The following is a 25097-nucleotide window of genomic DNA, read 5'->3' as shown; positions in this document are numbered from 1 at the left end:
AAACTCTTGATCAAACAAAGCCGAACATCCTGTGGCTATTTTTTCTCTATACTGGAATGAAAAGCCCAGAACAACAAGCAGGAAATATAGACGATGAATACATCGATAAATACATGGGTGACCCATCAGATCAGTAATCAGTTTGACGAACTGCAAGACTACAACCTGTTTGAAACTGACACAGTATTGAAAGAAATTTTGCACCGTTGCGCGAGTCAGGATCAGACTAACTTGTCGCAGATGGGTAAAGTGGTGGGATCAGCTGAATATTATCAATATGCCGATTTAGCCAATAAACACACACCTATTCTGCATGCCTTCGATGCTCGTGGTCGCCGTAAAGACTACATTGAATTTCATCCTGCCTGGCATCAATGGATGGCTTTAAATCGCAAGTTCGACAGCCATGCCCATCCATTTAATCATGCGGAATCATCTGCCAAATGGGTGGAATGGGCAGCACGTTTTTACTTAAGCGGGCAGGTGGAATGCGGCAGTTTGTGTCCGACTTCAATGACTTTGGGCAGTATTCCACTGATTCAGCGTGAACCTGAACTATGGGCCAAGATTGGCGAAAAATTATTATCCACCGAATACGATGAACGTGAACTGCCCATCAGCCAGAAAAAATCAATCTGGTTGGGAATGGGCATGACCGAAAAGCAGGGTGGTTCGGATGTGCGTGCCAATGAAACTTTTGCCGTGCCCGTAGCTGAATCAGGTCGTGGCAAGGTCTATTTGCTGACAGGACATAAATGGTTTTTCTCTGCCCCGATGTGTGATGCACATTTGGTGGTCGCAAAAACCGAACAGGATGGTTTGGCCTGTTTCTTTGTACCTCGTTGGTTAGAAGATGGTACGAAAAATAATATCCATATTCAGCGTCTCAAAGAAAAAGTTGGTAACCGCAGCAACTCCAGTTCCGAAGTCGAATTTAAAGAGGCATGGGGCATCATGATGGGGGAAGCTGGGCGCGGAATTCCGACCATTATTGAAATGGCGAATTACACCCGCTTGACCTGTTCCGTTGGTAGTACCGCCATGCTGCGTCAGGCATTGGTGCAATGTATTGCTTATACCCGTCAGCGTAAAGCTTTTGGCAAACACTTGGCCGAACAGCCTTTGATGCGTGCTGTGTTGGCAGATTTAGCTTTGGAAACAGAAGCTGCGATGCACTTAAGTTTTCATTTGGCACATTGTTATGAATCGGATGATGCTCTGTCTTTGGCGTGGAAAAGAATCATGACGCCAGCCTCCAAGTTCTGGATTTGCAAACGAGCGGTTGAGCTGACAGGTGAGATGATGGAAGTTTTTGGCGGTAATGGCTATGTCGATAACGGCATCATGGCGCGTATTTTCAAAGAAGCCCCGGTGAATACCATTTGGGAAGGTTCAGGCAATGTTATGTGCCTCGATGTACTGCGTGCAATTGCGCGTGAACCTGAATCCATAGACGTATTGTTTAAAGATTTAGCCTTTACCGCTACACAGGATGAAATCTTGAAAAATGAATTACAAAGTCTGTTCAAGTTGTTCCAGCAATCACCTGAAGAAGTACAATTTATGGGGCGCAGTCTGGTCAGCCGTCTGGTGATTTTGACACAAGCAGTTTTGTTAAAACGCTATTCGCCTGATTTTGTCGCAAATGGATTCATTCAGTCCCGTTATCGTGATTTTCATGGACAAGTGGTGGGTATGCTGAACCCTAAGGATGTAGATGTGGAGCGGTTGTTGGAGAGGACGTTGGCTAAAGAATATTAATGAGGCCATGAAAGCTCTCCCTCCCTTTGGGATGAGAAATATATTTCGCAAGAGAGGGAGGGTTTAAAAATTATAAATTTGGGTTTGATGTTTAAATTTTTTGCACGCTTAAAACGACTTGAAATTTGTACAAATCAGCGCAATATATGCTTCACATCCACTCGATGTGAAAACGTAAAAACAGGTGAATGAAATGGCGAAACAAAAGAAGCAGCCAGAGGTTGTGATCAATAACTTTGTGGCAAAACACATGCATGAGGTCAACAAAAGTCAGGTGTTTGTAGACCGAAAGAAAAATGCAAAACGTGGCTATGACAAACACAAAAAAGGGAGATACTCAAATGACTATCTCCCTTTTTCTTGCACGGTATTTGCTATTCTATAACCCTATTTTAAGCACCGACAATACGTGTTGCAGATTTCACCATATCCGCTAGACCATGGGTCTTAAAGTAATATTCCATCCAGCTTTTCACGATCAATGGGTTATCCATTTTCAATACATGTTCCAGTTGTTGTAGTGCCTCGGTCATCGGAACATGACAAATCGCTTTACGTACCCGCAAAATATTACTCGAACTCATCGACAGGGTATTAAAGCCCATCGCCATCAATAACACGGCAGCCAATGGATCACCCGCCATCTCACCACAAATACTGACCGGTTTATCGTACTTATGACATTCTTTAACCAAACGTGTTAAAGCGCGCAATACTGCCGGATGGAAGTGTGAATAGACGTTGGCAACACGGGGATTGTTACGGTCAACCGCCAGTAAATATTGGGTTAAATCGTTGGAGCCGACCGAGAAGAAATCGACTAACTCGGCAAATTCTTCAATTTGTAAAAGGACACTGGGTACTTCGACCATAATGCCAATTTTCGGCTTGGTGATTTTAACCTGTTCTTCTTCCTGAACCGCTGTCCAATCGCGTTCAAGCAAATACAAAGCTTCTTCAACTTCGCTGACACTGGTTACCATCGGCAACAAAATGTGCAGGTTATTTAGCCCGATACTGGCCTTGAGCATGGCACGAATTTGCGATGAGAAAATTTCAGGATGATCCAGAGTAAAGCGGATACCACGCCAGCCGAGGGCTGAATTTTCTTCTTCGATGGAGAAGTAAGGCAGATCTTTATCGGCACCAATATCTAAAGTCCGCATCACTACCGGTTTATTGGCAAAGTGACTCAGCTGCTGACGGTAAATGGCACGCTGTTCTTCTTCACCCGGGAAACGGTCACGCAGCATGAATGGAATTTCAGAGCGGTATAAACCGACCCCTTTCGCGCCACGCTGTACACCGCGAACCACATCAATCATCAAGCCGGTATTGACATACAGTTTGACCGTGGCTCCATCTGGGGTAATCGCATCTTTTGTCTCATACTGCTTTAAATCTTTGGCAATCTGTTCTTCTTCTTTTTGAATTTCTTTATAGCGGCTACGCAAACGACGCGGGGGATTGATAAACACCCGACCCTGATGCGCATCGACAATCATCTCGACATCATCAAGCGTGTTCACCGGCAGTTCAGTCACACCGACCACCGTTGGAATACCGAGAGCACGTGCCACAATCACCATGTGCGAGTTCATTGCACCTTCGGTGGTGACAATCGCTGCAATTTTATCGACCGGTAATTCGACCAATGCCGCCGTGGAAATTTCCTCACCAATCAGAATACTTTCATCAGTCAGTTCCCGATGACTGGCATCCGCTTCTTGTAAGAAGGCTAAAATACGGCGCCCGAGATCTTTGAGATCCGAAACACGTTCGCGTAAATAGCCATCTTCCATCTGTGCAAACAGGGCAATATGCCTGTCGATCACAATACGAACCGCGCCTTGTGCCCAGTTGCCATCTCGAATTTCAGCTTTAATTTCGGCAGGAAGCGCATTGTCATCCAGCATGCGTAAGAACACACTAAATAAAGCACGTTCATCAGCCATTAAGGCATCTTGCATTTTGTCATCAAGATATTTAATTTCTTCACGAACAGAATCAATCGCATGATCCAGCAGTTCCAGTTCTTCACTGATATCATCTGCTTCACGGTCCGGTACAGAAGCCAAATCCGCAGGTGGATATAGGATGACCGCACGACCTAAGGCAATCCCGCCAGAACCAGACACGCCTTGGAAGGTTTTATACGCTGGCAGGTTGTTGGGTTTGCGGAAAACATCAATATTTCCGACGGCATGTGCGTGGGCAATCACCCCGGAAAGCTGTGCACACAAGGTGACCAGAAAGGATTCGGCTGCTTCACTAAAGTCTTGGGATTCTTTATTTTGAACGACCAGTACACCCATTACCTTACGACGGTACATTACCGGAACACCAAGAAAAGAGTTGTAAATCTCTTCACCTGTTTCAGGTAAATACATGAAGCGTTCGTGCTTGGGTGCATTGTCTAAATTGACGATTTCTTCACGTTGCCCGACCAGACCGACCAGGCCTTCACCGGTATGTAAAGAAACATGTCCGACAGCTTCTGCTTTTAAACCTTTAGAGGCCATCAGCAAGTAACGTTGATTACGTTCGTCCAGCAAATAAATGGAGCAGACATCCACATGCATGGCTTCAGCAACCTGATTGACCATGATGTCGAGTGACTCATGCAAACTGGTGGACGCATTGATTTCTTGTACAATGCGTCTTAAGGTGTCCAGTTGCATATTCGACATAAAGTCTGCTCCAAAAAAGTCTAAATACGTTTTAGTTATAACAACATGCTACTAAAAAATCTGCATTTTCATACGATTTTTTTATGCTTATAAGGAAGGTAACTGGTTACACAGTTCCACCATCGCTTTTCGGTATACATCGCGTTTAAAATTCACGACCTGTCCCAATGGATACCAATAACTTACCCATTGCCACTGGTCAAACTCGGGTGGATCAGACAAATCCAGCTGAATATTTTTTACTGGTGCTGTCAGTTTGAGTAAAAACCACTTTTGTTTTTGACCAATGCACACCGGGTCTGAATCCGAGCGTATATACCGTTGCGGCAAACGATAACGCAGCCAGCCTTTGGTCTGCGCTATAACTTGAACATGTTCGGGCAATAAGCCAATTTCTTCTCTCAGCTCTCGATAAAGTGCCTGTTCAGGGGTTTCTCCATACTGGATACCTCCTTGTGGAAATTGCCAAGCATTGTGTCCAATGCGTTTTGCCCATAAAACCTGTCCAACGTCGTTTGCCAAAATGATCCCGACATTCGGTCGGAAACCTTCTGAGTCGATCATTTGGCTACCTAAATCATGTGTAATGTGTAGCTTTTCATTCGGGGATTGTTATTTCTATATCCATCTCGAAAAAAAGCACAGCTTAAATGTTAAAAATTGCTATGATCTTAACGAATTTCTATCGACTAGCGGAGATAGATTTACATTTTTTTTCTTAAATTTCAGTTTTTACGAGTATTTTCATGAAATTGGCTTTATTTGACCTCGACCATACCTTATTAAATACCGATTCGGATTATTCATGGGGTGAGTTTTTAGTAAACGAAGGTTTAGTCGATCCAATCCGACATCGCCAAATGAATGACAAGTTTTATGAAGACTATAAAGCCGGGCAACTTGACCCGATTGCTTATAATGAATTTGTATTTGAATTTTTAACCCAGCATGACAATGATTACTTGGCTGAATTACATGAGTTATTCATGAAAAAAGTGATTCGTCCACAAATGCGTCCCGAAGGTTTTGCCGCGATTCAAAAACACCGCGATGCAGGACATGAACTGGTCGGCATCACTGCAACGTCTGATTTTATTACGGCACCGATTTTTCATGAGTTTGGCATTACCGAAATTATTGCCACCAATGCAGAAGTCATTGATGGTAAATATACCGGTAAAGTCATTAATACCGCATGTTACCAAAAAGGCAAACTGATCCGTTTGGAACAATGGCTTTCAGGACGAAATGTAGAAGAATCATGGGCTTATTCAGATTCAATCAATGACCGTTTCTTATTGGAACACGCCGATCATGCGATTGCGGTCAATCCTGATGAGCGTTTAGCTGCACTTGCCAAAGAACAAGATTGGGAAATTCAGGATTGGTCAATCTAGGCACGCTGTTATGAGTAAGGGGAGAATCCGTATGGAATATCGAAGTTCTCCCCAGTTTAAATGTTAAAAATAAAAAATGAGATGGCGTCGAAATCTTTCCATTTCTAAGAAAGTTTCAACTTATATACAGAACCCAATTGAATATTTTATATTGATCCAGAGATTATAAAATAACCCTTACTATCAGTATGCCTTTGCCGTATATTAGACATGAAGATGATGATCAATATTGATAAAAATTAAACATTAGATTGAAGAATGGGATATCAAAATGAGCCAAACACGTCCAAGAATGACCAATCTTTTTGAGCAACTGGGACTAGACTCCAGTGAAGAAGCGATCGCCCTGTTTATTGCCACCCATCAACTCAGTGCTCATACCAAAATTACCGAAGCGAGTTATTGGACTGAAGCACAACGCCAGTTTTTAGCAGAAAAAATTAAGTCCGACGGTTCATGGGCCATTATTGTCGATCAGTTGAATGAATCCCTGCATGAAGATTCAGTGATTCAATAAAGATCAAAGTCAATCAAATGATTTAATGCCAGCCAGTTAAGAAATTGGCTGGCATTTTTGATTTTTAATTCATAATGTTATTTGATACGCGAAAACGTCATTCGCAACTGTTTGAGGCAGGATTACATTAATAAGTTACTGTTTCTACGAGGGATTTTCTACTCGGTGGTAGTGGGCGAGTTTTGCGAATGACAAATGTTTTTGGTTCTTTTGGCGAAACAAAAGAACTGATGAACTCCAAATATTTGATTTAAAAAATAAGACTCTGCTGTGAATAACCCAAAAGCTGAGGCTTTTATGGTCAAATCCTTTAACTGGTCAGTATTAAATCAACTGATTGGCTTTTTTTGGCAAATGGTTTATCTGATCCGTTTCCACAGCGTGACTTGCGACAGCGTATGCTGATATTTACGCGCTGTTTCACGAATCACAAATGCCATATCCTGCGGCTCTGCAAGCATTTCAAAATGTCCTTTTAACAGCTCAGTAATACTCTCCAGCGTGCTAAAGTTTTCCCCCGATTGTTTAAAACCACCCACCCATTCAGCACGCGCAGTATGTTCCTCTAACCAGGTGTAGGGTGAGGCTAGCATTAAAATTCCACCCAGAGTTAATCGGGTATGAATCTCGGCCAAAAAATCTTTTGGATGATGCAGGCGGTCAATTAAATTCGCCGCCAGAATAAAATTGTAATCGGTAAAATGAGGTTTTAAATTGCAGGCATCCGCCTGAAAAAAATCCACACGATCCGCATGGGCATCCAAACCAAATTCTTTTAAGTTACAGGCTTTATATTCGACCAGTTCACCTTCGATGGGCAGGGTATAACGTAGTGTTTCGCCTTGTGCTAACTGTGCCGCTTGCTGAATAAAGCGCGCGGAAAAATCCAGTCCCGTGACCTGATCAAAATAAGCCGTCAGTTCAAAGCTGGCACGCCCTGTGGCACAACCGAGATCCAGTGCCTTATGTGTAGCAAGTTCCTTAAAATAAGGTTGTGCAAGGTTAATCAGGCTTTGGGCAAAATTAGGGACATTAAAATATTCCGCGCCGTACTGAAACTCTAAATATTGAGAGATCATCTGGTCACTTTCATACGAAGATTGAAACTGCTTCAATTCTTGTGAGGCCGCGACATAGCGGAATCCGGCATGCTGGAAGAAATGCCGACGGAAGGCATAACGTGCGCTATGCAAAGCCTCATTGCCGGCAGAAATCCAGGAGCCACCTTTGATTAAATTATGTTGGCCGTCAAAGGTGGGCGTGCTGAAATCATCATAGATCGGATGCACCTGAAAACTCTCAAAAGGGTAAATCGGGGTTTCAGTCCACTGCCAGACATTGCCCTGAATATCAAAAAAATCACCTTGCTGAAAATGATTGACCGGGCAGGGACTGGTTCCATACTTCAGTTCGATGTTGGCATGTTCAGTACTGGGAAGATCAGGATCTAAACCTGCCACATCATAGAGCCGATACCACTCGTCTTCTGTGGGCAAGCGAATACTTTGATTGGTTTTCTCGGCTTTCCAGTGACAAAAAGCTTTGGCCTCAAGATAATTCACTTCTACTGGCCAGTCCCAAGGCATGGGAATTTCTTCCAGCATCAGACGCAGTGACCAGCCCAGAGGTGTTTTTCGCCAAAAGCAGGGATGTGCTGCTTGAGAAAATTTCAGCCAATCTAGTCCTTCTGCTGTCCAGTAGCGATCAGTTGAATAACCGTTATCTTCCACAAAACTTAAGAACTCCTGATTGGAGACTAAATATTGCGAAGCTTCAAAAGCGGGAACATCCGCCTGATGCTGACCAAACTCATTGTCCCAGCCATAAAAATTACTGTCGAAAGTCTTGTTCAGACTGACCTGTCCTGCAGGGACAGCAATCAGCCTATTTTCAGGTGCTATTCCACTAATGACATGGGCACGCCACTGCGGATGATTTTGTACATGGTCTAGCTGCTGCTGGCGAATCAGCACCGATGAGGTTTCAAGATGAATCCGTTCATGTTCAATCCCCATGATAATGGACCACCACGGATGGTTCCAGTTCAAAGGTAAAGTGAGAGGTGCGTGCTCAATCAGATTCAGGATCAGTGCGCGTACCTGATGACGATAAGCCTGGACTTCTGCTACGCTTGGCCATTCATAATGCTGGTCATTCAAGTCATCCCAGCTCATTTCATCGACTCCCACAGCAAAAATACTTTCAAGTTGCGGGTTCAAACGTGCGCTAATCAGTTTGCTTAGAAGCAATTTATTAATAAAAAAAGTAGCAGTATGACCAAAATAAAAAATCAGCGGATGACGTAAGGAGATGGGTTTGAGGTAATAGCCTTCCGGATTTTTTAGACAGTCAAACAGCAGTTCATAGCTGTCAAAAGTATTCAGAAAATAATCACGCAAGCTATGCCGTGCAGTGGATTCATCCGCAAAGTTTAGATTGGGGGTGGGCAGTAAAGAAATTTTAGCGTCTTGCCACAAATGGGGAGCATCAGAATGGGATGTAGATGGATTTTTTTTAGAGATTAACGATGATGAATCCCTCAGCATATGTTCATACTCCGTCGAATTCTTTTTACATTTAAAACATCAGGTTTTATGTGTTTTATTTAAAAGTACTCGAAAGCTGTGTCATTGTGCTGAGGATTTAAGTAACAAGATGCTGCATCCAGACAGATGCAGCCCTAAAGCAAATTTTAGCTGAGGTGAGGGTTTTGCATCATGGCAACCAGTTCCTGTACTGCACGTGACTGGGTGCGTCCAGGATGCCAGACCATGCCCAATTGACGGTTCATCTGCAGGTTAATATCCAGTTGTTTTAAATCATGATTGACCAGCGTTTTGGGTAATACTGACCAGCCCAGTCCAATCGAGACTAGCATCCGAATGGATTCAAGCGGATTGTTGCTCATGGTGATTTTCGGTTTAACACCTTGCTTTTCAAATTCTGCCAGGGTGATTTGCGTGGTATAGGTTTGGGCCGCCGGCAACAGGCTCGGATATTGAATCAGATCTTGCAGTTGCAAATCTTTCTGATTGGCTAAGGGGTGAAAAGGTGCTGCCACAAAAACCAGAGGATCATCCCAGATGGTGACATAACTGAGACGAGCATCGCCTTGAGGTGGAAGCGTCAAAAATGCCAGTTCCAGGTCACCGGCAAGCACTTTTTCATGCGCCTGTTCTGAATCGACAAAATGCACATCCAAAGTCACGTTCGGAAATTCTTGCACGTAATGACGCAAGTGGCTGGGTAAATGATGCAGACCAATATGATGACTGGTGCCAATTTTGAGTTTGCCTTGAACTTGCCCTTGTTCATGACTGAGGGTGTGGTGAATATCGCCCAGTTCATTCAACCAGTTTTTTACTTTGGGGAGTAAGGAATGCGCGGCATGGGTGGCTTGAACGCCACGACCCGCAGATTCAAAAAGTTTCACACCAAAATATTCTTCTAAACTATGAATGCGTTTGGTCACTGCCGGCTGGGTAATAAACAACAGATCGGCAGCCATAGAAATAGAGCCGGTTTCCATGACTTTAACAAACGCTTCAAAGGCGGCAAGATTCATAGTGATAGTCTGGTTATACAATATTGCAGTAATTATAAAATATTTTTATATTAAATGTGAATCTAATCATAAAAATCTATACATAAAAAATGTATAAAGATGTGAATTTGAGTCGTATAAAGAAACAGATCACCCTATATAAGTAGAGTGATCTGTTGAAAAAGGAGAAAGTCGGAACCCGTGATATCTCAAGCATCTTAGGTCGAAAAATTCTTCCGTTTTTGCATATTTGATGATTTTCTTTCCCAAATTTTTTCGTGAAAGAAGAAGGCAATGGCTTGAATCGTCGGTTCAAGCAAGCTGAGGGTTAATGCCATCCAGATATTTCCTGTTACGAAATAGCCCACCAACATGGCAATTGTGATGTGCATGATGTAATAGCTGAAGGTCTTTTTTAAGGTTTTCTGGTTGTAATCAACAAACTTTTGAATATGCGCCATGGGGGATTCCTCAATCTTTCTCTTGGAGTATGGCTAAATGATAATTAATCTTATTTGATCTGTAAAAACGAATCTTTAGTTATTTTTAATCGGTTTTATAGATTTAAAAGTGAGTCAATTACAAAAACAAGTAAACAGTATCAATTACTGATGTATTCCTAACAGGAGATAAATCATGGACATTAAACATATTAAATACTTGCTGGATATTTTCGAAGAAGCAGTCGAAAAACGGATGGGTGTCTATGAAATCGCAGATGATGAAGGCGACGAAAACAGAGCCGCTGCTGAGTGTAGTCAGGCCAAGGCTGAATTACTCAAGGCCATTGAGGAACTGGTAGAGCACAAAGAGCAGTCCTCTAAATAGAGACGTATTAGACCTCTACAACTTTGGCAATCACTCAATGTGTATCTAAATTAAAGTTGGGTATGCGGCATAGATTCACTTGTTTTATGGAAAGCTGAGTTTCCTATACCGCAATGATTAATCTTTTAGTTATTCAATAAAACTGTGTGGAAATAGGGTGTTGGTTTGAAAGCTTGGATATGAAATTTTGCAACAATTCAGGGTTTTTAGATTCTAAAAACTAATTCCAAAAAGTTTTCAAACTAATAAAAATGATAAATTAGATTTATGCGAATACGTGGTTATAATCGAAGTTAATGAAAGCATTACCCAGTTCTATGGAGCGCGTCGACATGGCAGGCAATACCGAAAAAGCAAAGACTTTGTATGACAAATTGTGGGATGACCATTTAGTAAAACAACGAGATGATGGTTCAGCCTTACTTTATATCGATCGTCATTTATTACATGAAGTAACGTCGCCACAAGCTTTTGAGGGTTTACAGCTTGCAGGTCGCAAACCTTGGCGTTTAAGTGCCAATGTTGCAACTCCAGACCATAATGTACCAACCTCAAAAGCTGAACGTGATCAGGGGATTGCCGGTATTGAAGATGAAACTTCACGTATCCAGGTGCAAACCTTGGATGACAACTGTGAAGCTTTCAATATCGTTGAATTTAAAATCAATGATATTCGTCAGGGTATTGCGCACGTGGTGGGTCCTGAACAAGGTTTGACTTTGCCGGGTATGACCGTGGTGTGTGGTGACTCGCATACGGCGACTCATGGTGCATTTGGTTGCTTGGCACACGGAATTGGCACTTCAGAAGTTGAACATGTATTGGCAACGCAATGCTTGGTTCAAAAGAAAATGAAGAACATGTTGGTGCGTGTTGATGGAAAATTAGGTCAAGGCGTAACACCAAAAGATGTCGTGTTAGCGATCATTGGTAAAATTGGTACTGCCGGCGGTACAGGTCACGCGATTGAATTTGGTGGTCAAGTATTCCGTGATATGTCGATCGAAGGTCGTATGACTGTGTGCAACATGGCGATTGAAGCCGGTGCACGTGTCGGTATGGTGGCTGTTGATGACAAAACCATCGAATATGTTAAAGGTCGTAACTACGCACCGAAAGGTGAGCAGTGGGATCAGGCTGTTGCCTACTGGAATACTTTACATTCTGATGAAGGCGCACATTTTGACACTGTAGTGGTGTTGCAAGGTGAAGAGATTGAGCCACAAGTGTCTTGGGGAACATCGCCTGAAATGGTGATTCCTGTTTCAGAATCTGTACCGACTTTGGAACAGGCTAAAGACGACGTACAACGCAATGACTGGACCCGTGCTTATCAATATATGGGTTTAAATGCCGGTCAGGCATTGGCAGATATTCAGTTAGACCGCGTATTTATTGGTTCGTGCACCAACTCGCGTATTGAAGATATTCGTGCTGCTGCTGAAGTGATTAAAGGCCGTAAAGTTGCACCTTCAATTAAACAGGCGATGGTGGTTCCGGGTTCCGGTTTGGTGAAACAGCAAGCTGAAGCTGAAGGCTTGGATAAAGTCTTTTTAGAAGCTGGTTTTGAATGGCGTGAGCCGGGTTGCTCAATGTGTTTGGCCATGAATGCTGACAAATTGCAGCCGGGCGAGCACTGTGCATCAACCTCTAACCGTAACTTTGAAGGTCGTCAGGGTAATGGCGGTCGTACACACTTGGTGAGTCCAGCCATGGCAGCCGCAGCAGCCATTGCCGGTCACTTTGTTGATGTTCGTTCATTCTAATTGGGCTAAGGGGAGCAAAACATGAAAGCTTATACCGTTGAACAAGGTATCGTTGCACCATTAGACCGTGCCAATGTCGATACAGATTTAATTATTCCAAAACAGTTTTTGAAATCGATCAAACGTACCGGTTTTGGTGAAAACTTATTTGATGAATTGCGTTATTTGGATGAAGGCTATCCGGGGCAGGATAATTCAGTTCGTCCGATCAATCCTGATTTTGTATTGAACCAACCGCGTTATCAAGGTGCGACGGTATTGATTTCACGTGCCAACTTTGGTTGTGGTTCAAGCCGTGAGCATGCACCATGGGCATTGAATGAATACGGCTTCCGTACCGTGATTGCACCAAGTTATGCAGACATCTTCTTTAATAACAGTTTTAAAAACGGCATGTTACCCGTGATTTTGCCTGAAGAAATTGTTGACCAGCTTTTCAAAGAATGTGCTGCAACTGAAGGTTATCAACTTACTATCGACTTGGAAGCACAAGAAGTGCGTACGCCAAGTGATGAAGCATTTAAATTTGAAGTGGATCCATTCCGTAAACACTGCTTGTTAAATGGATTTGATGATATTGGTTTAACCCTTCAAGCAGCGGATGATATTCGTGCCTATGAAGAAAAAACCAAGCAATCTCGTCCTTGGGTATTTCAGGAAATTCGCGGTTAATTGTTTGAATTTTCAGCGCTAGTAGTATCGGCGGCTAACTCTTGCTAATATCGAGTCCATAAAAATATCTCGTTGGCTTTAATTGGTGAGAGGGGGGCTCGAACAGTGGCAAAGGTTTACGGTCAGCTTGCTGTACTTGGTCTTATGGTCGCATCCTTAAGTGCATGCCAAAGCATTGATACAGTACGTGTTAAACAGGTCAAGGAAACACAATCGACAGAATTAAATGCGTTGATTTTCTGTGCGGGGACGGAACAATGTGAATTTGAGCGTTTGGATCAAATTCACATTGTCGATGCCCAAAGTCATCGGTTAAGTCGTGACGCAATTCAACAAGGGATTGTTCGTTTAAAAGCCAAGTCGTTAAATGACGCCAATCCTTTGTTTTTGTCTGTACCGACAGGGCAGCATGAATTGGTCATCCGTTTCTATCCGATATCGAAAGATCGTGCGGAAACACTGCATGTCATTCACAATTTTAATTCGCAAAAACACTATACCTTTAAGATGTATCGTGACCGAAGCCATCATAAAGGTAATTTGTTGAATGCCTCTGCACCTGATCCATTGTGTGTGGAACTTCAACAACAACAACAAACGATTCGGCGTTTTTGCAAACCCTATAATGTCCTGAACGGCTTAGGCGAGTTTGTAGAACAAAAAAATTTAAAATCCACATCAGTCAAATGACTGACTCTGAAAAATGGAAAATCTCATGTCTAAACATATTTTGATTTTAGCTGGTGACGGCATCGGCCCTGAAATTGTAAAAGCCGCAGAGCAAGTACTCACACGCGTAAATGAAAAATTCAATTTAGGTTTGACTTGGGAACAAGGTTTATTGGGTGGCGCGGCGATTGATGCGCATGGTGCGCCATATCCTGAACAGACATCGGAACAGGCAAAAAAAGCCGATGCAATTTTACTGGGTGCAGTCGGTGGTCCTAAATGGGATACGATTGAGCGCTCAATTCGCCCGGAACGTGGTCTATTAAAATTACGTAGTGAACTTAATCTTTTCGCTAACTTGCGTCCTGCGATTTTATATCCACAATTAGCAGATGCTTCGAGCTTAAAACCAGAAATCGTATCGGGTTTGGATATTCTGATTGTGCGTGAATTGACCGGCGGTATCTATTTCGGTCAACCGCGTGGTATTCGTGAATTAGAAAACGGTGAGAAACAAGGTTTTAACACTGACGTTTATTCAGAGTCTGAAATCAAGCGTATTGCGAAAGTGGCATTTGAGCTTGCAGGTCTTCGTGGCGGTAAAGTCTGTTCTGTCGATAAAGCCAATGTCCTTGAAGTGACTGAACTTTGGAAACAAACAGTTACTGCAATGAAAGAAGCAGAATATCCAGAGATCAACTTGTCACATATGTATGTCGACAATGCTGCAATGCAATTGGTACGTGCACCAAAACAGTTTGACGTGATTGTAACTTCTAACTTGTTCGGTGATATCTTGTCTGATGAAGCTGCAATGTTGACCGGTTCAATCGGTATGTTGCCATCTGCATCTTTAGATGAAAATGGCAAAGGCATGTATGAACCTTGTCATGGTTCAGCACCAGACATCGCAGGTCAAAACCTGGCAAATCCACTTGCAACGATTCTTTCTGTAGCGATGATGCTACGTTATACCTTCCGTGAAGAAACTGCAGCACAAGCCATTGAAGCTGCGGTAGGGAATGTTCTTGACCAAGGTTTGCGTACTGCTGACATTATGTCTGAAGGCATGAACAAAGTCGGTACTGTTGAAATGGGTCAAGCTGTAGTTACAGCCTTGAACTAAGTCATCCGGTTTAAAAAACGCAGCCAAAGTGCTGCGTTTTTTTATGGATATTTAGACCTGATTTAGCAAGTTCGGCCTGTGTAATGAACAGACTTGGCAATGTTATTTTCTAAACGATAGACAATTTTGCATTGTAAGTTCACGTCATAGCTTTGCGCTCTAGGCGTGATTTGTATGGGGATTGCGCCAGAATCGATGTCAGCAGGATTTTGTGCCATGGGCATCGGAATGGTGATGGGACGAATCACCGTATAGGTGAGCGTCTGATTATCTAAGCTAGGCGATAATACTTGTTGATAGCCTAATTGCCTTAAATCTAACTTGGTTTGAATTATCTGACTGCTCTGCCCAATGAATTGTTGTAAATAGGTATCACGTTGTTGTGCTGTAGTGGTTGGAGAAGTGGCACAGCCATACAACAGGCAAAGCGTGGTCAATAAACTCATGCAGTGAAGAAATGACATGGCTTTCTCCATTGGATAAAATTTTATTTTAAATGGATAAAGTGTCAATGAACGTTGTTGTTTGATACACGGTCAGTAGCGGAGTATACAGACCATAAAAAAAGCCACTTTTAAAGTGGCTTTTGCTTTCGCTAAAACTTAGCGTGCACGATAAGTAATACGACCCTTGGTCAAATCATAAGGAGTCATTTCTACTTTAACACTGTCGCCAGTTAAAATACGAATATAGTGTTTACGCATTTTACCAGAGATGTGAGCAATCACTTCATGACCGTTTTCTAAACGTACACGGAACATAGTATTAGGAAGCGTCTCGGTGACAACGCCTTCGAACTCGATGAGTTCCTCTTTATTGGCCATAGCCTACCTGAATGAATAAATTGGAAAGGCGCAAATTATAGTCAATTTTTTTGCATAAAACAAGGCGCAATGCGGCTTTGCCCGATCATCTGTCAGTTAAATAAGCGAACCATCGGTTTAAATATTTTCTACAAAAAAGCGTATTGTTCTGTTGTCAGTTTGGTCAATCGCAGTTAATCTAAAATTAATCTTTTTAAGTATAAATGAATAACATACAAGGAAGGTCTTTGCGTGGGTCAGCTAACTGATGCATCGGTTGTTTTGCGATTGGGCTACCAAGCCATTCGTCGTGCAGGTTTGCCAACTGAAGAAATTTTAACAAAAGCTGGTGTGGCCTTAAATCAGGTCGAAACGAATGATCGTACTCCGCTCAGTGCTCAATATGCTTTTTGGGTGGCTGCAGAGGAGGTAAGTAAAGATCCTGACATTGGTTTGCATTTAGGTGAACACCTGCCTTTATATCGCGGACAGGTGATTGAACATCTGTTTATTTCGAGTGAAAACTTTGGTGAAGGGTTAAAACGTGCTTTGGCCTATCAACGACTGATCAGTGATGCATTTCATGCAAAACTGATTATTGAAGATGATCGTTGCTATCTCACCAATGGTGAACAAGGCGCTTGGTCGGACAATTTGGTCAATCGTCATTTTTCTGAATGTGCGATGTCAGGGGTATTACGCTTCTTTAAATTTATTACCGAAGGTCGTTTTCAGCCGATTTATATTGACTTTAATTTTAGTCAGGGCGCTTTTGACGAGGAATATTTTCGGGTTTACGAATGTCCGGTGAGCTTAGGTCAAAAGGAAACACGTCTGTATTTTGATCCCGCCATTCTGGATTATCAATTATGGCAAGCAGAGCCCGAGTTATTGCAGTTACATGAGCAACTGGCGCTTGAAAAGCTGCAAGAACTTGCACGCTATGATTTGGTCGGTGAGGTTCGCCGTGCCATTGGTTCAACGCTAGAAAGTGGTGAAACGACCTTAGAAACCGTTGCAACGCATTTGAATATTACGCCGCGCCGTTTACGGACACAGCTGAGTGAAGCCAATACCAGTTTCCAGCAAATTCTTTCCGATTATCGCTGTCGTTTGGCGAAAAAGCTTTTGGCGAATACGGCGGAAAGTGTTGAGCGAATTGTATATTTAACCGGTTTTTCTGAACCTAGCACTTTTTATCGTGCCTTTAAGCGCTGGACCAATGAAACGCCTGTGGAATATCGTAAAAGAAAGCAGCGGTAATTAAAGCCTGAGAGTTCAAAACAATTACTTCAAAATTTGAATAAGGAATTTATACGCGTATGCTCAGCACCATGATGAAGACTTTGACCCGACTTTTCAATCAAACTGAACAGCCAGAAACAGAATCTGTTGATCCTTCAGAGGATCAATTTATCGCTTGGGCTGCCGAATGTATGCTAGAAGGGTTAAATGACTCTTTTCTTGAAGCAAAAATGGTTTGTTTGCAAAATCATGCTGTTGGTGAAAGAGTTGTAGAAACAAGCTATCTAGTGAAGCAGAAAGAAGGCTCAGAATATGAAAAATTTGAGCCTGCTGATCATTTATATCCTGTTCAATGTATTGAGCAAATTTTAAAAGGTCAGCAATGGAGTGAAGCTTCGATTCACTTTACACCGACACAAGCACAATTTTTCTGGAAGTAAATTATTCCGGCATATTCAGCCAATGCGGACCTAGAGGTGCTTTAGGTAATTCGAATTGTTCAGGATAATCGGCATGAATAAAATACAAGCCATCAGGTGGGGCTGTGATACCCGCTGCTTTACGGTCTTCAGCTGCAAAAATTTCGTCAATATGGTCAATTTCATACATGCCCTGACCAATTTCAAGCAAGCATCCCATGATATTGCGCACCATATGATGTAAAAAACCATCTGCCTGAATGTCGAGCACTAAATAACAACCATGGCGAATTAAACGGCAATGGCTGACATGACGGACAGGCTGATTCGATTGACAGGAGGATGCTCGAAAACTTTCGAAGTTATGTGTACCTTCAAATTTTTTCGCAGCCTCAATCATCTTGTCTGCATCAAGCGGATAATATACATGGGTGACTTGTTTATAGAGTAACGCAGGACGCACCGGATTGTTATACACCACGTAACGATAACGTCGTGCTTGTGCTTTGAAACGGGCATGGAATGCCATATCCATTTCTTTAATCCATTGTATTGAAATGTCTTTAGGGAGTTGGCTGTTTGAGCCCATCAGCCAGCCATCAATACTGCGGATGGCATGAGTATCAAAATGCGCCACCATATTGGTGGCATGCACGCCGGCATCGGTACGACCTGCGCCATGTAACATGATCGGTTCATTTGCGACTTTGGACAGTACTTTTTCAATGGTTTCCTGTACGCTACGCACGCCAGTTTGCTGAGTTTGCCAACCTCGATAATCAACACCACTAAACTCAATCCCAACCGCAAAACGCTGCATATTTACCTCTATTTACACTGAATCATGCCAGTGAGCATGCCACTGGTCTACGCTGTCGTATTGTAAATACATTTTCAGTGCTTTTGCATAAAGATCTGTATGTCCCAAGCAATCACTAATGATGATATTGGCATGCTGGGTCCATTCGCTCACGGCATAATGTTGGTTAATCGTGCCAAAAGGGACTTGAGTGGTAAGAACAATCGCGCAGCCTTGCGCGTGTATAGCATGAAGCGTAGCAATGAATTCATCATTGACTGCCAAATTCCCTGTGCCGAAGCCCTGCAAAATCAGAACGTGGGGGGGATGTTGTTGGAAATTTTTTAAGTTAGCAATTTGCTGTTCTATGGCGATCGGCTGAACCATTAAACTTAAGCAGTTAAATGAGTGTGCCTTCTCAATATCACGTTCATGGACGACATAGCTTTGCTGATGTGTGATTAGGTTCTCTTTGGCATTTAACCCGGCGAATGCGTCTAATTCAGTCGTATGCTGCTTTAACGCCGTTTGGGCGTGAATAAGCTGATGATGAAAAGCCAAATACACACCGACAGCACTTGTTACTACCGCATCAAGGGCAAAATTAAGGTTATCGATGGCATCGGTAAATTCACGGGTATTGGTTCCATTTACGTTCAGTAATGGATATTGGCTACCGGTGAGTACCACATGTGCGGATTGTCCCAGAAATCGAGCAAGTGTCGCACTGGCATAGCTGAGGGTATCAGTGCCGTGGATCACGACAAAATGTTGATAATTTTTAAGTTGTAAATTCTGAATCAACTGAATCAGTTGCAGCCAGTCAGTTGCAGTACTGGCACTGCTGTCTTTTATGCTAGGTGCAACAAAACATTCAATATTAAGATGTAAAGGAAGAATGCGTTGTAACTGGGGGATAAAATTTTCGGCAGGCATGGGACTCAGTGGCTCACCACTGCAACCAAATGTTCCACCCATATAAAGTAAAGCTATTTTTTTCATAATAAAAAAGCAGTCAATGATGACTGCTTCATAGTAGAGCGAAATAACTTAAGAAGCTATCTGATTGCGTAAATGATCGGCTTGTTGGCGTTGTTCAGCAGTATAGTCAGTTTCTTGCTCTGCCAATAATTCACGTGCCGATTCAAAAGCACCGAGTTGAATATATTGCTGTGCAAGATCTAAATTCAGGCTGATTTCATTGACTTCAATCAGTTCAGGGAAAGATTGAACCAGCGGATCATTTTGATCTGCTTTAGATGCAGATGAGCTGATATTGCTAATATCAAAACTCACACCTGAAGCTTTTGCTGGAGTGGGTTCTACAGGCTGTTGTTCAGTTGTCGTTGCTGGTTCTAAATTAAAGTCTAAATCTAGGCTTGGCTTCGTTTCTTCAACTGCAATTTTTACTTCAGTCGGTGCAACAGTTTCTGTAGTTGAGAAATCAAAATTAAATTCAGGTTTCTCATCAACAACAGGTTCAGAAATAGTGGCATCAGCTATTGTCGTTGTTTGCTCTGCAGCAGGAGTATCTAAACTAAAAGAGAAATCTAAAGGTTTAATTTCTTCTGTTACTGGAGTCACTTCTTGCTTAGGAGCGACTGCTGCAGGACTCGGATCTAAAGAGAGTGTACTGAAGTCTAAAGGTTTGATTTCTTCAACAGTAGAGGCAGGTAATTCTACTTTTGGAGGTTCTACAGGAGCTTGATCAAAAGAAAAGGTATTGAAATCTAAGGGCTGAATTTCTTCAACCGCTTCAGTTTTAGTTGAAAGGGATTCTTGCTTTAATTGGTCGAAAGATTGATGAGGTGCTGTCGCAGAGGGTGCAGCAGTATTCATTAATGCATCAAAATCAGCAGTGTTTTTTTGTTCAGTCGGTGCTGTATGAGTAGGTGCTTTAAATGAAGATGTTGGTTTGAAATCTACAGTATTCGCATCTTTGGAACTTTCAACTTCGTTGTCTTGTTGGTTATGCACTGCGTTTTTAGCAAGTGCTTGTTCTAAAATCTCATCAAGCTCTAATGAACGAAGATGGTTAATCAATTGTTTTGTTGCAAACTCATCTTTTTGTAAGATGTGAATATCCAGCAACAGTAAATACAATTCATGCTGTGAATTGTCTTTGTTTAATGCCTGGTTAATCTGTGCTTCAGCAGAGAAAAAGTTACGCTCACGGATTAAAGCTTCAATTTTATTGCGTACATCAGCAGATAAAGGAGTGGTTTTTTTCTTCTCAACACCCGTATTTTCGACAATTTGAGTTTTTTGCGGGGTCTTTTTTGCCGAGCTTCCTTTTTTAGCTTTCGCCTTAGATGCTGAAGTTTGCTCTGCTTGTTTATTTGTGTCACGCTTTTTTAATACAATTGCGATCACTAATAATAATATAAACGGAATCACATAAAGCAGCATGTTGTTACCCCTTACAGGATTGAGTTGTTATCAATGAAACTCATCCAAAAAAATCAAATTGTATAACACCTTAGTGTGTTGGCTTTTTCTCTACTTGTTGTGCTTTCAATTGTTGTTGCAATTGAGCAAGACGAGTATTTAATAATTGAATTCTGTGATCCTTGTGACGCAATGCCAATTCTAAGTGTGTTACGTTTCTCTGTAATTTAACGGTTTTTTTACGCGATGTCATAACTTTTAATGACAACTCGTTCGATGTTTGATTTTTTTCTGTGTTCTTTTTAGCAGAACCGCTGGTTGAATCTTGTTCTTTCTCTGCAACCAGACTCATCTCCGCTTGATTTAGGCGGTATTTGGCTTTACCTGATTGGTTAGACGGTGTTTTTGCTACATTCGAAACACTTACTTTTTTGTCTTCTTTTGGACTATTGGTGGTGTTTAAATTCAATGCCGCACCTCGACGTAAGCGATTCACATCACCCTGAATAAAGGCGTGTTCATTGTTCGCTTTGATCTGTTTCATGACCTCGCCGATCGGACGATTTTGCTCAGTTGCCACACGAGATGCGATCGCCCAAAGCGATTCATTAGATTGCACCACATGCTTGGTGGTTTGTGCGGTAGCTACAGGCTCATTTTGTTGTTTGGGTTGCTTAGGAGTAGGTGCAGGCACCTCCGGTTTGGTTTTTGCAGTCGCTTGTCCTGCTGGCTTATTCGCTATTTTATTTTCGGCTACTTTTTGAGTCGGTGATTCTGCATATTTTTTCACTAATGGGTCTGCAGAAAAACTTGTATTGGACGTCGTTTTATTCGACGCAAGAGAATTGTCTTTGATCTGATTTTTTGTCGTGACTGGTTCTGGTGTTGATGTTTTTACTTCAGCTACAGCAGTTTCATTGGCTTGTGCTGACGGCATACTTATTGCTGAAATGACTACAGGCGCAGGAGTCATGGCATTTAAGCGAGGTGGTGCTGCTTTTTGTAGCATCAATGGGGCTTCAAATGATTGACCCGCTGTCTGTTGGTTTTTTTTGACCTGATATTGAGTGCTTTCAGGCAAGTGCAAGGCAATATCTTTTTCACTGACAATGGTGATAGGCGTTAAAGGTTTTTCATTGCTTGCAATACGTGCCTGAACATTTGCTTGGCTACGTTTCAGGGGTGTCTTGATATGCTGTAAACGTGTCGCGTTGCCTTCCTGAATTTTAACAATAATATTCAGTTCAGCTTCAGTTAAAGGGCGGGAAGAGGTAATGGTAATCACGCCATTCCCCGAGCCATCACGACGAGTAAAAAAATTAAGATGTCCAGGGGGTTGATGGGCAACCCCTAAAGTGTTGATATCTGCTGTACTTGCCAAGCTGGCTTGTATTTGTGAATTAGGATCAGCTTGGCGGAAATTCATTTCTGCATAGAGTAATTCGCCCGGTGCAGACTGGATTTGAATAGGATCAATAGTAATCGCATAAATAGGTTGTGAGGCGATAATGGCTAAAATGGCAATCTTTAATTTGTTATATGCGGTCATCTTAATTTTTAGCTCGGTCTTGTATCGCATTGCGAAAGTTGTAGATTAACGAGATGTTGAAGTATTGTAAAATAGTAACATAAAGGATACATAAAAAAAGCCGATCAATTGTGACCGACTTTTTATTTTCTTAACTTTGGAAATTAAGCGTTTTTATATTCAATTAAGATGCGAAGCATACGACGTAAAGGCTCTGCAGCACCCCAAAGCAACTGGTCACCGACAGTGAACGCGCCCAGGTATTCTTTACCCATGTTTAATTTACGCAAACGACCCACAGGAACAGACAATGTACCAGTAACGGCTACAGGAGTCAGGTCCGTCATCGATGCTTCACGGGTATTTGGAACCACTTTCGCCCATGGATTAGATTGACGAATCATGTCTTCAATTTCATCCAAAGGTACGTCTTTCTTAAGCTTTAAAGTTAAAGCTTGAGAGTGACAACGCATTGCGCCAATACGAACACAATGACCATCAATCGGCACGATTTGTTGGTTGCCTAAAATCTTGTTGGTTTCAACTTGCGCTTTCCACTCTTCTTTTGATTGACCATTGTCGAGCTGTTTGTCGATATATGGAATCAAAGAACCGGCTAGAGGCACACCGAAGTTGGCAGCAGGGAAGCCTTCACCACGTTGTAAGGATGCAATTTTAGAGTCAATGTCTAAAATTGGTGAACGTGGGTCATCTAACAAGTCTTTGGTATTGTTATATAAATAACCCATACCTGTGATCAGCTCACGCATGTTTTGTGCGCCCGCACCAGATGCGGCCTGATACGTCATGGCAGTCATCCACTCAACCAGATTGTTTTGGTAAAGTGCGCCCATGCTCATCAACATCAATGAAACGGTACAGTTACCGCCCACAAATGTTTTAGTACCATTGACTAAACCATCTTTAATCACGTTCATGTTGACGGGATCAAGTACGATGATGGCTTCATCCTCCATACGCAGGGTAGATGCCGCATCAATCCAGTAACCGTTCCAGTTTTCCGCTTTGAGTTTAGGGAAAACTTCAGAAGTGTAGTCACCACCTTGGCAGGTAATAATGACATCCATTTGCTTCAGACTGCTAATGTCTGATGCATCCATAAGTGCTGGGGCAGTCTTACCACCAAACGCAGGGGCTTCACCACCAGCATTACTGGTAGAAAAATAGAATGGCTCAAAGTGAGCAAAATCATTCTCTTCAACCATACGTTGCATGAGGACAGAACCAACCATCCCGCGCCAACCGACCAGACCTACTTTCATGTCACTTTGCCTCGGTGCGTAAAAAAATAAAAGGGGGCTTGAGTGTATCAAAAGCGCCCACAACTGCAAGTACTACACAATGAAAACATCAATATTATTGAGCGAAATATCTTGTTTATGTTAAATACAAAATTGATAAAGTTATTTCATCATAGAAAAACTAAAAGCGATCAAAGAGCAGATGCTTATGATTTGGGTGGAGTTAATTTCAGTTTTTGTCGTATGGCTGACATTTTGGTCATTGATTCCACGAGATGAATGGTGGATTCGAGGTGCTGATTTTCCACGTTTGCAAATTTTAGTTTTGGGACTGATTGCTTTTGTCCTGTTATTGGTTTGGGATCAGCCCTGGGATTTATGGCGTCAAATTATCTTGATTGCGTTGATTGCGGCGCTGGCTTATCAACTGAAAATGGTGCTGCCTTATACTTTTATCTGGAAAAAGCAGGTCAAAAAAGTTCGCAAGAATCAGCTCAATCCAGAGAAGCAAATCTCTTTGATTGTTTGCAATGTATTGACTACAAATGATAAATACCACTTGTTGATTGAACAGATTCAAAAACATCAACCTGATTTGATCCTAACATTAGAATCAGATCAAACCTGGCAAAATGCACTTGCAGTGATTGAAAAAGATTATCCATATCGTGTGCCGGTACCGTTGGATAATTTGTATGGTATGCATCTGTATAGCCATCTTGAGTTGAAAGATACCGAAGTCAAATTCATTTTAAGTGATGAAATTCCTTCTATTCATACCACGGTGATTTTACCTTCAGGCCAACCTGTACAACTCTATTGCTTGCACCCTAAACCGCCTAGCCCAACAGAAGCCAAAGATTCCACCCTCCGAGATGCCGAGCTTTTAATTGTCGGAGATCAAATCAAGGATTTGGATGAAAGCTGTATTGTGATGGGAGATTTGAATGATGTGGCATGGTCACGCACAACACGGTTATTTCAGCGGATTAGCGGACTGTTAGACCCACGAGTAGGGCGGCATTTCGTCAATACTTTCCATGCAGATTATCCATTGTTACGCTGGTCACTGGATCATATCTTTCATAGTACCGATTTTGCCTTGGTAAAAATGCAGCGTTTACCTCATATTGGATCGGATCATTTTCCAGTGTATGTAGTCTTGCAAACCAGTCGTGTTTTTGAGCAAGTCCAAGACGAGTTGGAACAAACCGATGCAGATGAACAGGAAGCACACGAAGCGATTCAGGAAGGCATTGAAAAAGCAGAAAAAGAAGAAAAATTAGTGACTGATGAAATTGCACAGGACTATAAAAATGACCCAAAAGTACCTCAAGGCAATTAAAGGAAAAGTGTACGAAATGGCTTACATTGATTTAGGTTAATTGCGAATAGTTCTTTTTTCCATTTCTGTTTAATCTAGACTCATCAGCCAAGGAGTGGGGAAAGGAAAATCCCATTATGGAAGACGATGTTGGGCTGATGGTGAGTCATCATGGATATGATGCAGCAATGGATAGCACGAATATAATAAAAATATGATTTGAAAAGCACAACCTTATCCACCCGAGTTTTGCAGGATGCAGAACTCGGGTTATGCTTTTATAGAAGATCTTAAAAATAAAATTTAGCTATGTATTTATCCAAATTTCAATAACTTAAAACTATATGAATCAATAGGTT

At 42.1% G+C, this 25097-nt stretch carries 24 protein-coding genes; 12 read left to right on the top strand and 12 right to left on the bottom strand.

Annotated elements, in window-relative coordinates:
* Positions 1-93: 93 nt before the first annotated feature.
* Both E0409_RS03355 and E0409_RS03350 read left to right on the top strand, forming a co-directional pair.
* On the top strand, positions 94-1761 hold the full coding sequence (locus tag E0409_RS03355; protein WP_131287587.1) for an acyl-CoA dehydrogenase family protein: 1668 nt from the start codon (positions 94-96) through the stop codon (positions 1759-1761).
* A 193-nt stretch (positions 1762-1954) separates the two neighbouring features.
* Positions 1955-2146: a DUF7230 family protein gene (locus tag E0409_RS03350; protein ID WP_131287584.1), complete on the top strand. Its 192-nt coding sequence runs from the start codon at positions 1955-1957 to the stop codon at positions 2144-2146.
* 7 nt (positions 2147-2153) lie between these two features.
* Here E0409_RS03350 and ptsP read toward each other — a convergent pair whose 3' ends face one another.
* Positions 2154-4451 (bottom strand): phosphoenolpyruvate--protein phosphotransferase, encoded by a 2298-nt coding sequence (ptsP, locus tag E0409_RS03345; protein WP_131287581.1) that lies wholly within the window; start codon positions 4449-4451, stop codon positions 2154-2156.
* Positions 4452-4538: 87 nt separating this feature from the next.
* On the bottom strand, positions 4539-5015 hold the full coding sequence (locus E0409_RS03340) for an RNA pyrophosphohydrolase (protein ID WP_131287578.1): 477 nt from the start codon (positions 5013-5015) through the stop codon (positions 4539-4541).
* Between the two features lie 182 nt (positions 5016-5197).
* Between E0409_RS03340 and E0409_RS03335 the strand changes: the two genes are divergently transcribed.
* Positions 5198-5848 (top strand): HAD family hydrolase, encoded by a 651-nt coding sequence (locus E0409_RS03335; protein WP_086192980.1) that lies wholly within the window; start codon positions 5198-5200, stop codon positions 5846-5848.
* Positions 5849-6119: 271 nt separating this feature from the next.
* Entirely contained in the window at positions 6120-6365 is a 246-nt protein-coding gene (locus E0409_RS03330; protein WP_131287575.1) for a DUF2789 domain-containing protein, read from the top strand.
* Positions 6366-6724: 359 nt separating this feature from the next.
* On the opposite strand, the gene ovoA is transcribed toward E0409_RS03330, so the two are convergent.
* From ovoA to E0409_RS03315, 3 genes are all read right to left on the bottom strand, one after another.
* Positions 6725-8887 (bottom strand): 5-histidylcysteine sulfoxide synthase, encoded by a 2163-nt coding sequence (ovoA, locus tag E0409_RS03325; protein WP_502699786.1) that lies wholly within the window; start codon positions 8885-8887, stop codon positions 6725-6727.
* Between the two features lie 170 nt (positions 8888-9057).
* A complete protein-coding gene (locus E0409_RS03320; protein WP_131287569.1) occupies positions 9058-9930 on the bottom strand; it encodes a LysR family transcriptional regulator in 873 nt (290 codons plus the stop codon).
* A 197-nt stretch (positions 9931-10127) separates the two neighbouring features.
* The gene (locus E0409_RS03315) at positions 10128-10370 is read right to left on the bottom strand and encodes a DUF2061 domain-containing protein (protein ID WP_131287566.1); all 243 of its coding nucleotides are present in this window, start codon (positions 10368-10370) and stop codon (positions 10128-10130) included.
* A gap of 175 nt (positions 10371-10545) precedes the next feature.
* On the opposite strand from E0409_RS03315, the gene E0409_RS03310 reads away from it, so the two are divergent.
* The 5 genes from E0409_RS03310 to leuB all read left to right on the top strand — a co-directional run bounded on the left by E0409_RS03310 (position 10546) and on the right by leuB (position 14970).
* Positions 10546-10737, top strand: a complete 192-nt coding sequence (locus E0409_RS03310) for a hypothetical protein (RefSeq protein ID WP_131287563.1) — start codon at positions 10546-10548, stop codon at positions 10735-10737.
* Positions 10738-11069: 332 nt separating this feature from the next.
* Positions 11070-12503 carry a 3-isopropylmalate dehydratase large subunit gene (leuC, locus tag E0409_RS03305; RefSeq protein WP_131287560.1) on the top strand — a complete coding sequence of 478 codons (1434 nt, stop codon included), beginning with the start codon at positions 11070-11072 and terminating at the stop codon, positions 12501-12503.
* Positions 12504-12524: 21 nt separating this feature from the next.
* A complete protein-coding gene (leuD, locus tag E0409_RS03300; protein WP_131287557.1) occupies positions 12525-13175 on the top strand; it encodes a 3-isopropylmalate dehydratase small subunit in 651 nt (216 codons plus the stop codon).
* 144 nt (positions 13176-13319) lie between these two features.
* Entirely contained in the window at positions 13320-13865 is a 546-nt protein-coding gene (locus E0409_RS03295) for a hypothetical protein (RefSeq protein WP_502699785.1), read from the top strand.
* A 25-nt stretch (positions 13866-13890) separates the two neighbouring features.
* Positions 13891-14970 carry a 3-isopropylmalate dehydrogenase gene (leuB, locus tag E0409_RS03290; protein WP_131287551.1) on the top strand — a complete coding sequence of 360 codons (1080 nt, stop codon included), beginning with the start codon at positions 13891-13893 and terminating at the stop codon, positions 14968-14970.
* Between the two features lie 62 nt (positions 14971-15032).
* Here the strand turns inward: leuB and E0409_RS03285 are convergent, their stop codons facing one another.
* A complete protein-coding gene (locus E0409_RS03285; protein ID WP_131287547.1) occupies positions 15033-15434 on the bottom strand; it encodes a hypothetical protein in 402 nt (133 codons plus the stop codon).
* A 138-nt stretch (positions 15435-15572) separates the two neighbouring features.
* Positions 15573-15794, bottom strand: a complete 222-nt coding sequence (gene infA, locus E0409_RS03280; RefSeq protein WP_001284370.1) for a translation initiation factor IF-1 — start codon at positions 15792-15794, stop codon at positions 15573-15575.
* Between the two features lie 231 nt (positions 15795-16025).
* Between infA and E0409_RS03275 the strand changes: the two genes are divergently transcribed.
* Positions 16026-17036 carry an AraC family transcriptional regulator gene (locus E0409_RS03275; protein WP_067722114.1) on the top strand — a complete coding sequence of 337 codons (1011 nt, stop codon included), beginning with the start codon at positions 16026-16028 and terminating at the stop codon, positions 17034-17036.
* A gap of 59 nt (positions 17037-17095) precedes the next feature.
* Positions 17096-17458 carry a hypothetical protein gene (locus E0409_RS03270; protein ID WP_131287544.1) on the top strand — a complete coding sequence of 121 codons (363 nt, stop codon included), beginning with the start codon at positions 17096-17098 and terminating at the stop codon, positions 17456-17458.
* Between the two features lies 1 nt (position 17459).
* Here the strand turns inward: E0409_RS03270 and truA are convergent, their stop codons facing one another.
* The 5 genes from truA to asd all read right to left on the bottom strand — a co-directional run bounded on the left by truA (position 17460) and on the right by asd (position 23435).
* On the bottom strand, positions 17460-18257 hold the full coding sequence (gene truA, locus E0409_RS03265; protein ID WP_131287541.1) for a tRNA pseudouridine(38-40) synthase TruA: 798 nt from the start codon (positions 18255-18257) through the stop codon (positions 17460-17462).
* Between the two features lie 12 nt (positions 18258-18269).
* The gene (locus E0409_RS03260) at positions 18270-19238 is read right to left on the bottom strand and encodes an asparaginase (protein ID WP_131287538.1); all 969 of its coding nucleotides are present in this window, start codon (positions 19236-19238) and stop codon (positions 18270-18272) included.
* Positions 19239-19286: 48 nt separating this feature from the next.
* Positions 19287-20645 carry a T4P machinery localization factor FimV gene (gene fimV / locus E0409_RS03255; protein ID WP_131287535.1) on the bottom strand — a complete coding sequence of 453 codons (1359 nt, stop codon included), beginning with the start codon at positions 20643-20645 and terminating at the stop codon, positions 19287-19289.
* Between the two features lie 70 nt (positions 20646-20715).
* Positions 20716-22173: a type IV pilus assembly protein FimV gene (locus tag E0409_RS03250; RefSeq protein ID WP_131287532.1), complete on the bottom strand. Its 1458-nt coding sequence runs from the start codon at positions 22171-22173 to the stop codon at positions 20716-20718.
* A gap of 143 nt (positions 22174-22316) precedes the next feature.
* Positions 22317-23435, bottom strand: a complete 1119-nt coding sequence (asd, locus tag E0409_RS03245; protein ID WP_131287529.1) for an aspartate-semialdehyde dehydrogenase — start codon at positions 23433-23435, stop codon at positions 22317-22319.
* Positions 23436-23622: 187 nt separating this feature from the next.
* On the opposite strand from asd, the gene E0409_RS03240 reads away from it, so the two are divergent.
* Positions 23623-24759, top strand: coding sequence for an endonuclease/exonuclease/phosphatase family protein (locus E0409_RS03240; RefSeq protein ID WP_131287615.1), 1137 nt, complete (start codon positions 23623-23625; stop codon positions 24757-24759).
* Positions 24760-25097 lie beyond the last annotated feature (338 nt).

Source organism: Acinetobacter sp. ANC 4862 (assembly GCF_004336635.1).
GTDB lineage: Bacteria > Pseudomonadota > Gammaproteobacteria > Pseudomonadales > Moraxellaceae > Acinetobacter.
The sequence above is the reverse complement of the archived record's forward strand: the minus strand, read 5'-3'. Positions and strand labels throughout refer to the sequence as shown.

Excerpts from the sequence above, each read along its gene's own strand:
- E0409_RS03260 (WP_131287538.1), bottom strand. The coding sequence starts at position 19,238 with ATGAAAAAAATAGCTTTACTTTATATGGGTGGAACATTTGGTTGCAGT.
- infA (WP_001284370.1), bottom strand. The coding sequence starts at position 15,794 with ATGGCCAATAAAGAGGAACTCATCGAGTTCGAAGGCGTTGTCACCGAG.
- E0409_RS03310 (WP_131287563.1), top strand. The coding sequence starts at position 10,546 with ATGGACATTAAACATATTAAATACTTGCTGGATATTTTCGAAGAAGCA.
- E0409_RS03330 (WP_131287575.1), top strand. The coding sequence starts at position 6,120 with ATGAGCCAAACACGTCCAAGAATGACCAATCTTTTTGAGCAACTGGGA.
- E0409_RS03240 (WP_131287615.1), top strand. The coding sequence starts at position 23,623 with ATGATTTGGGTGGAGTTAATTTCAGTTTTTGTCGTATGGCTGACATTT.
- E0409_RS03295 (WP_502699785.1), top strand. The coding sequence starts at position 13,320 with ATGGTCGCATCCTTAAGTGCATGCCAAAGCATTGATACAGTACGTGTT.
- E0409_RS03250 (WP_131287532.1), bottom strand. The coding sequence starts at position 22,173 with ATGACCGCATATAACAAATTAAAGATTGCCATTTTAGCCATTATCGCC.
- E0409_RS03355 (WP_131287587.1), top strand. The coding sequence starts at position 94 with ATGAATACATCGATAAATACATGGGTGACCCATCAGATCAGTAATCAG.
- truA (WP_131287541.1), bottom strand. The coding sequence starts at position 18,257 with ATGCAGCGTTTTGCGGTTGGGATTGAGTTTAGTGGTGTTGATTATCGA.
- E0409_RS03270 (WP_131287544.1), top strand. The coding sequence starts at position 17,096 with ATGCTCAGCACCATGATGAAGACTTTGACCCGACTTTTCAATCAAACT.
- E0409_RS03340 (WP_131287578.1), bottom strand. The coding sequence starts at position 5,015 with ATGATCGACTCAGAAGGTTTCCGACCGAATGTCGGGATCATTTTGGCA.
- leuC (WP_131287560.1), top strand. The coding sequence starts at position 11,070 with ATGGCAGGCAATACCGAAAAAGCAAAGACTTTGTATGACAAATTGTGG.
- fimV (WP_131287535.1), bottom strand. The coding sequence starts at position 20,645 with ATGCTGCTTTATGTGATTCCGTTTATATTATTATTAGTGATCGCAATT.
- leuB (WP_131287551.1), top strand. The coding sequence starts at position 13,891 with ATGTCTAAACATATTTTGATTTTAGCTGGTGACGGCATCGGCCCTGAA.
- E0409_RS03285 (WP_131287547.1), bottom strand. The coding sequence starts at position 15,434 with ATGTCATTTCTTCACTGCATGAGTTTATTGACCACGCTTTGCCTGTTG.
- ptsP (WP_131287581.1), bottom strand. The coding sequence starts at position 4,451 with ATGTCGAATATGCAACTGGACACCTTAAGACGCATTGTACAAGAAATC.
- asd (WP_131287529.1), bottom strand. The coding sequence starts at position 23,435 with ATGAAAGTAGGTCTGGTCGGTTGGCGCGGGATGGTTGGTTCTGTCCTC.
- E0409_RS03350 (WP_131287584.1), top strand. The coding sequence starts at position 1,955 with ATGGCGAAACAAAAGAAGCAGCCAGAGGTTGTGATCAATAACTTTGTG.
- E0409_RS03335 (WP_086192980.1), top strand. The coding sequence starts at position 5,198 with ATGAAATTGGCTTTATTTGACCTCGACCATACCTTATTAAATACCGAT.
- E0409_RS03320 (WP_131287569.1), bottom strand. The coding sequence starts at position 9,930 with ATGAATCTTGCCGCCTTTGAAGCGTTTGTTAAAGTCATGGAAACCGGC.
- E0409_RS03315 (WP_131287566.1), bottom strand. The coding sequence starts at position 10,370 with ATGGCGCATATTCAAAAGTTTGTTGATTACAACCAGAAAACCTTAAAA.
- leuD (WP_131287557.1), top strand. The coding sequence starts at position 12,525 with ATGAAAGCTTATACCGTTGAACAAGGTATCGTTGCACCATTAGACCGT.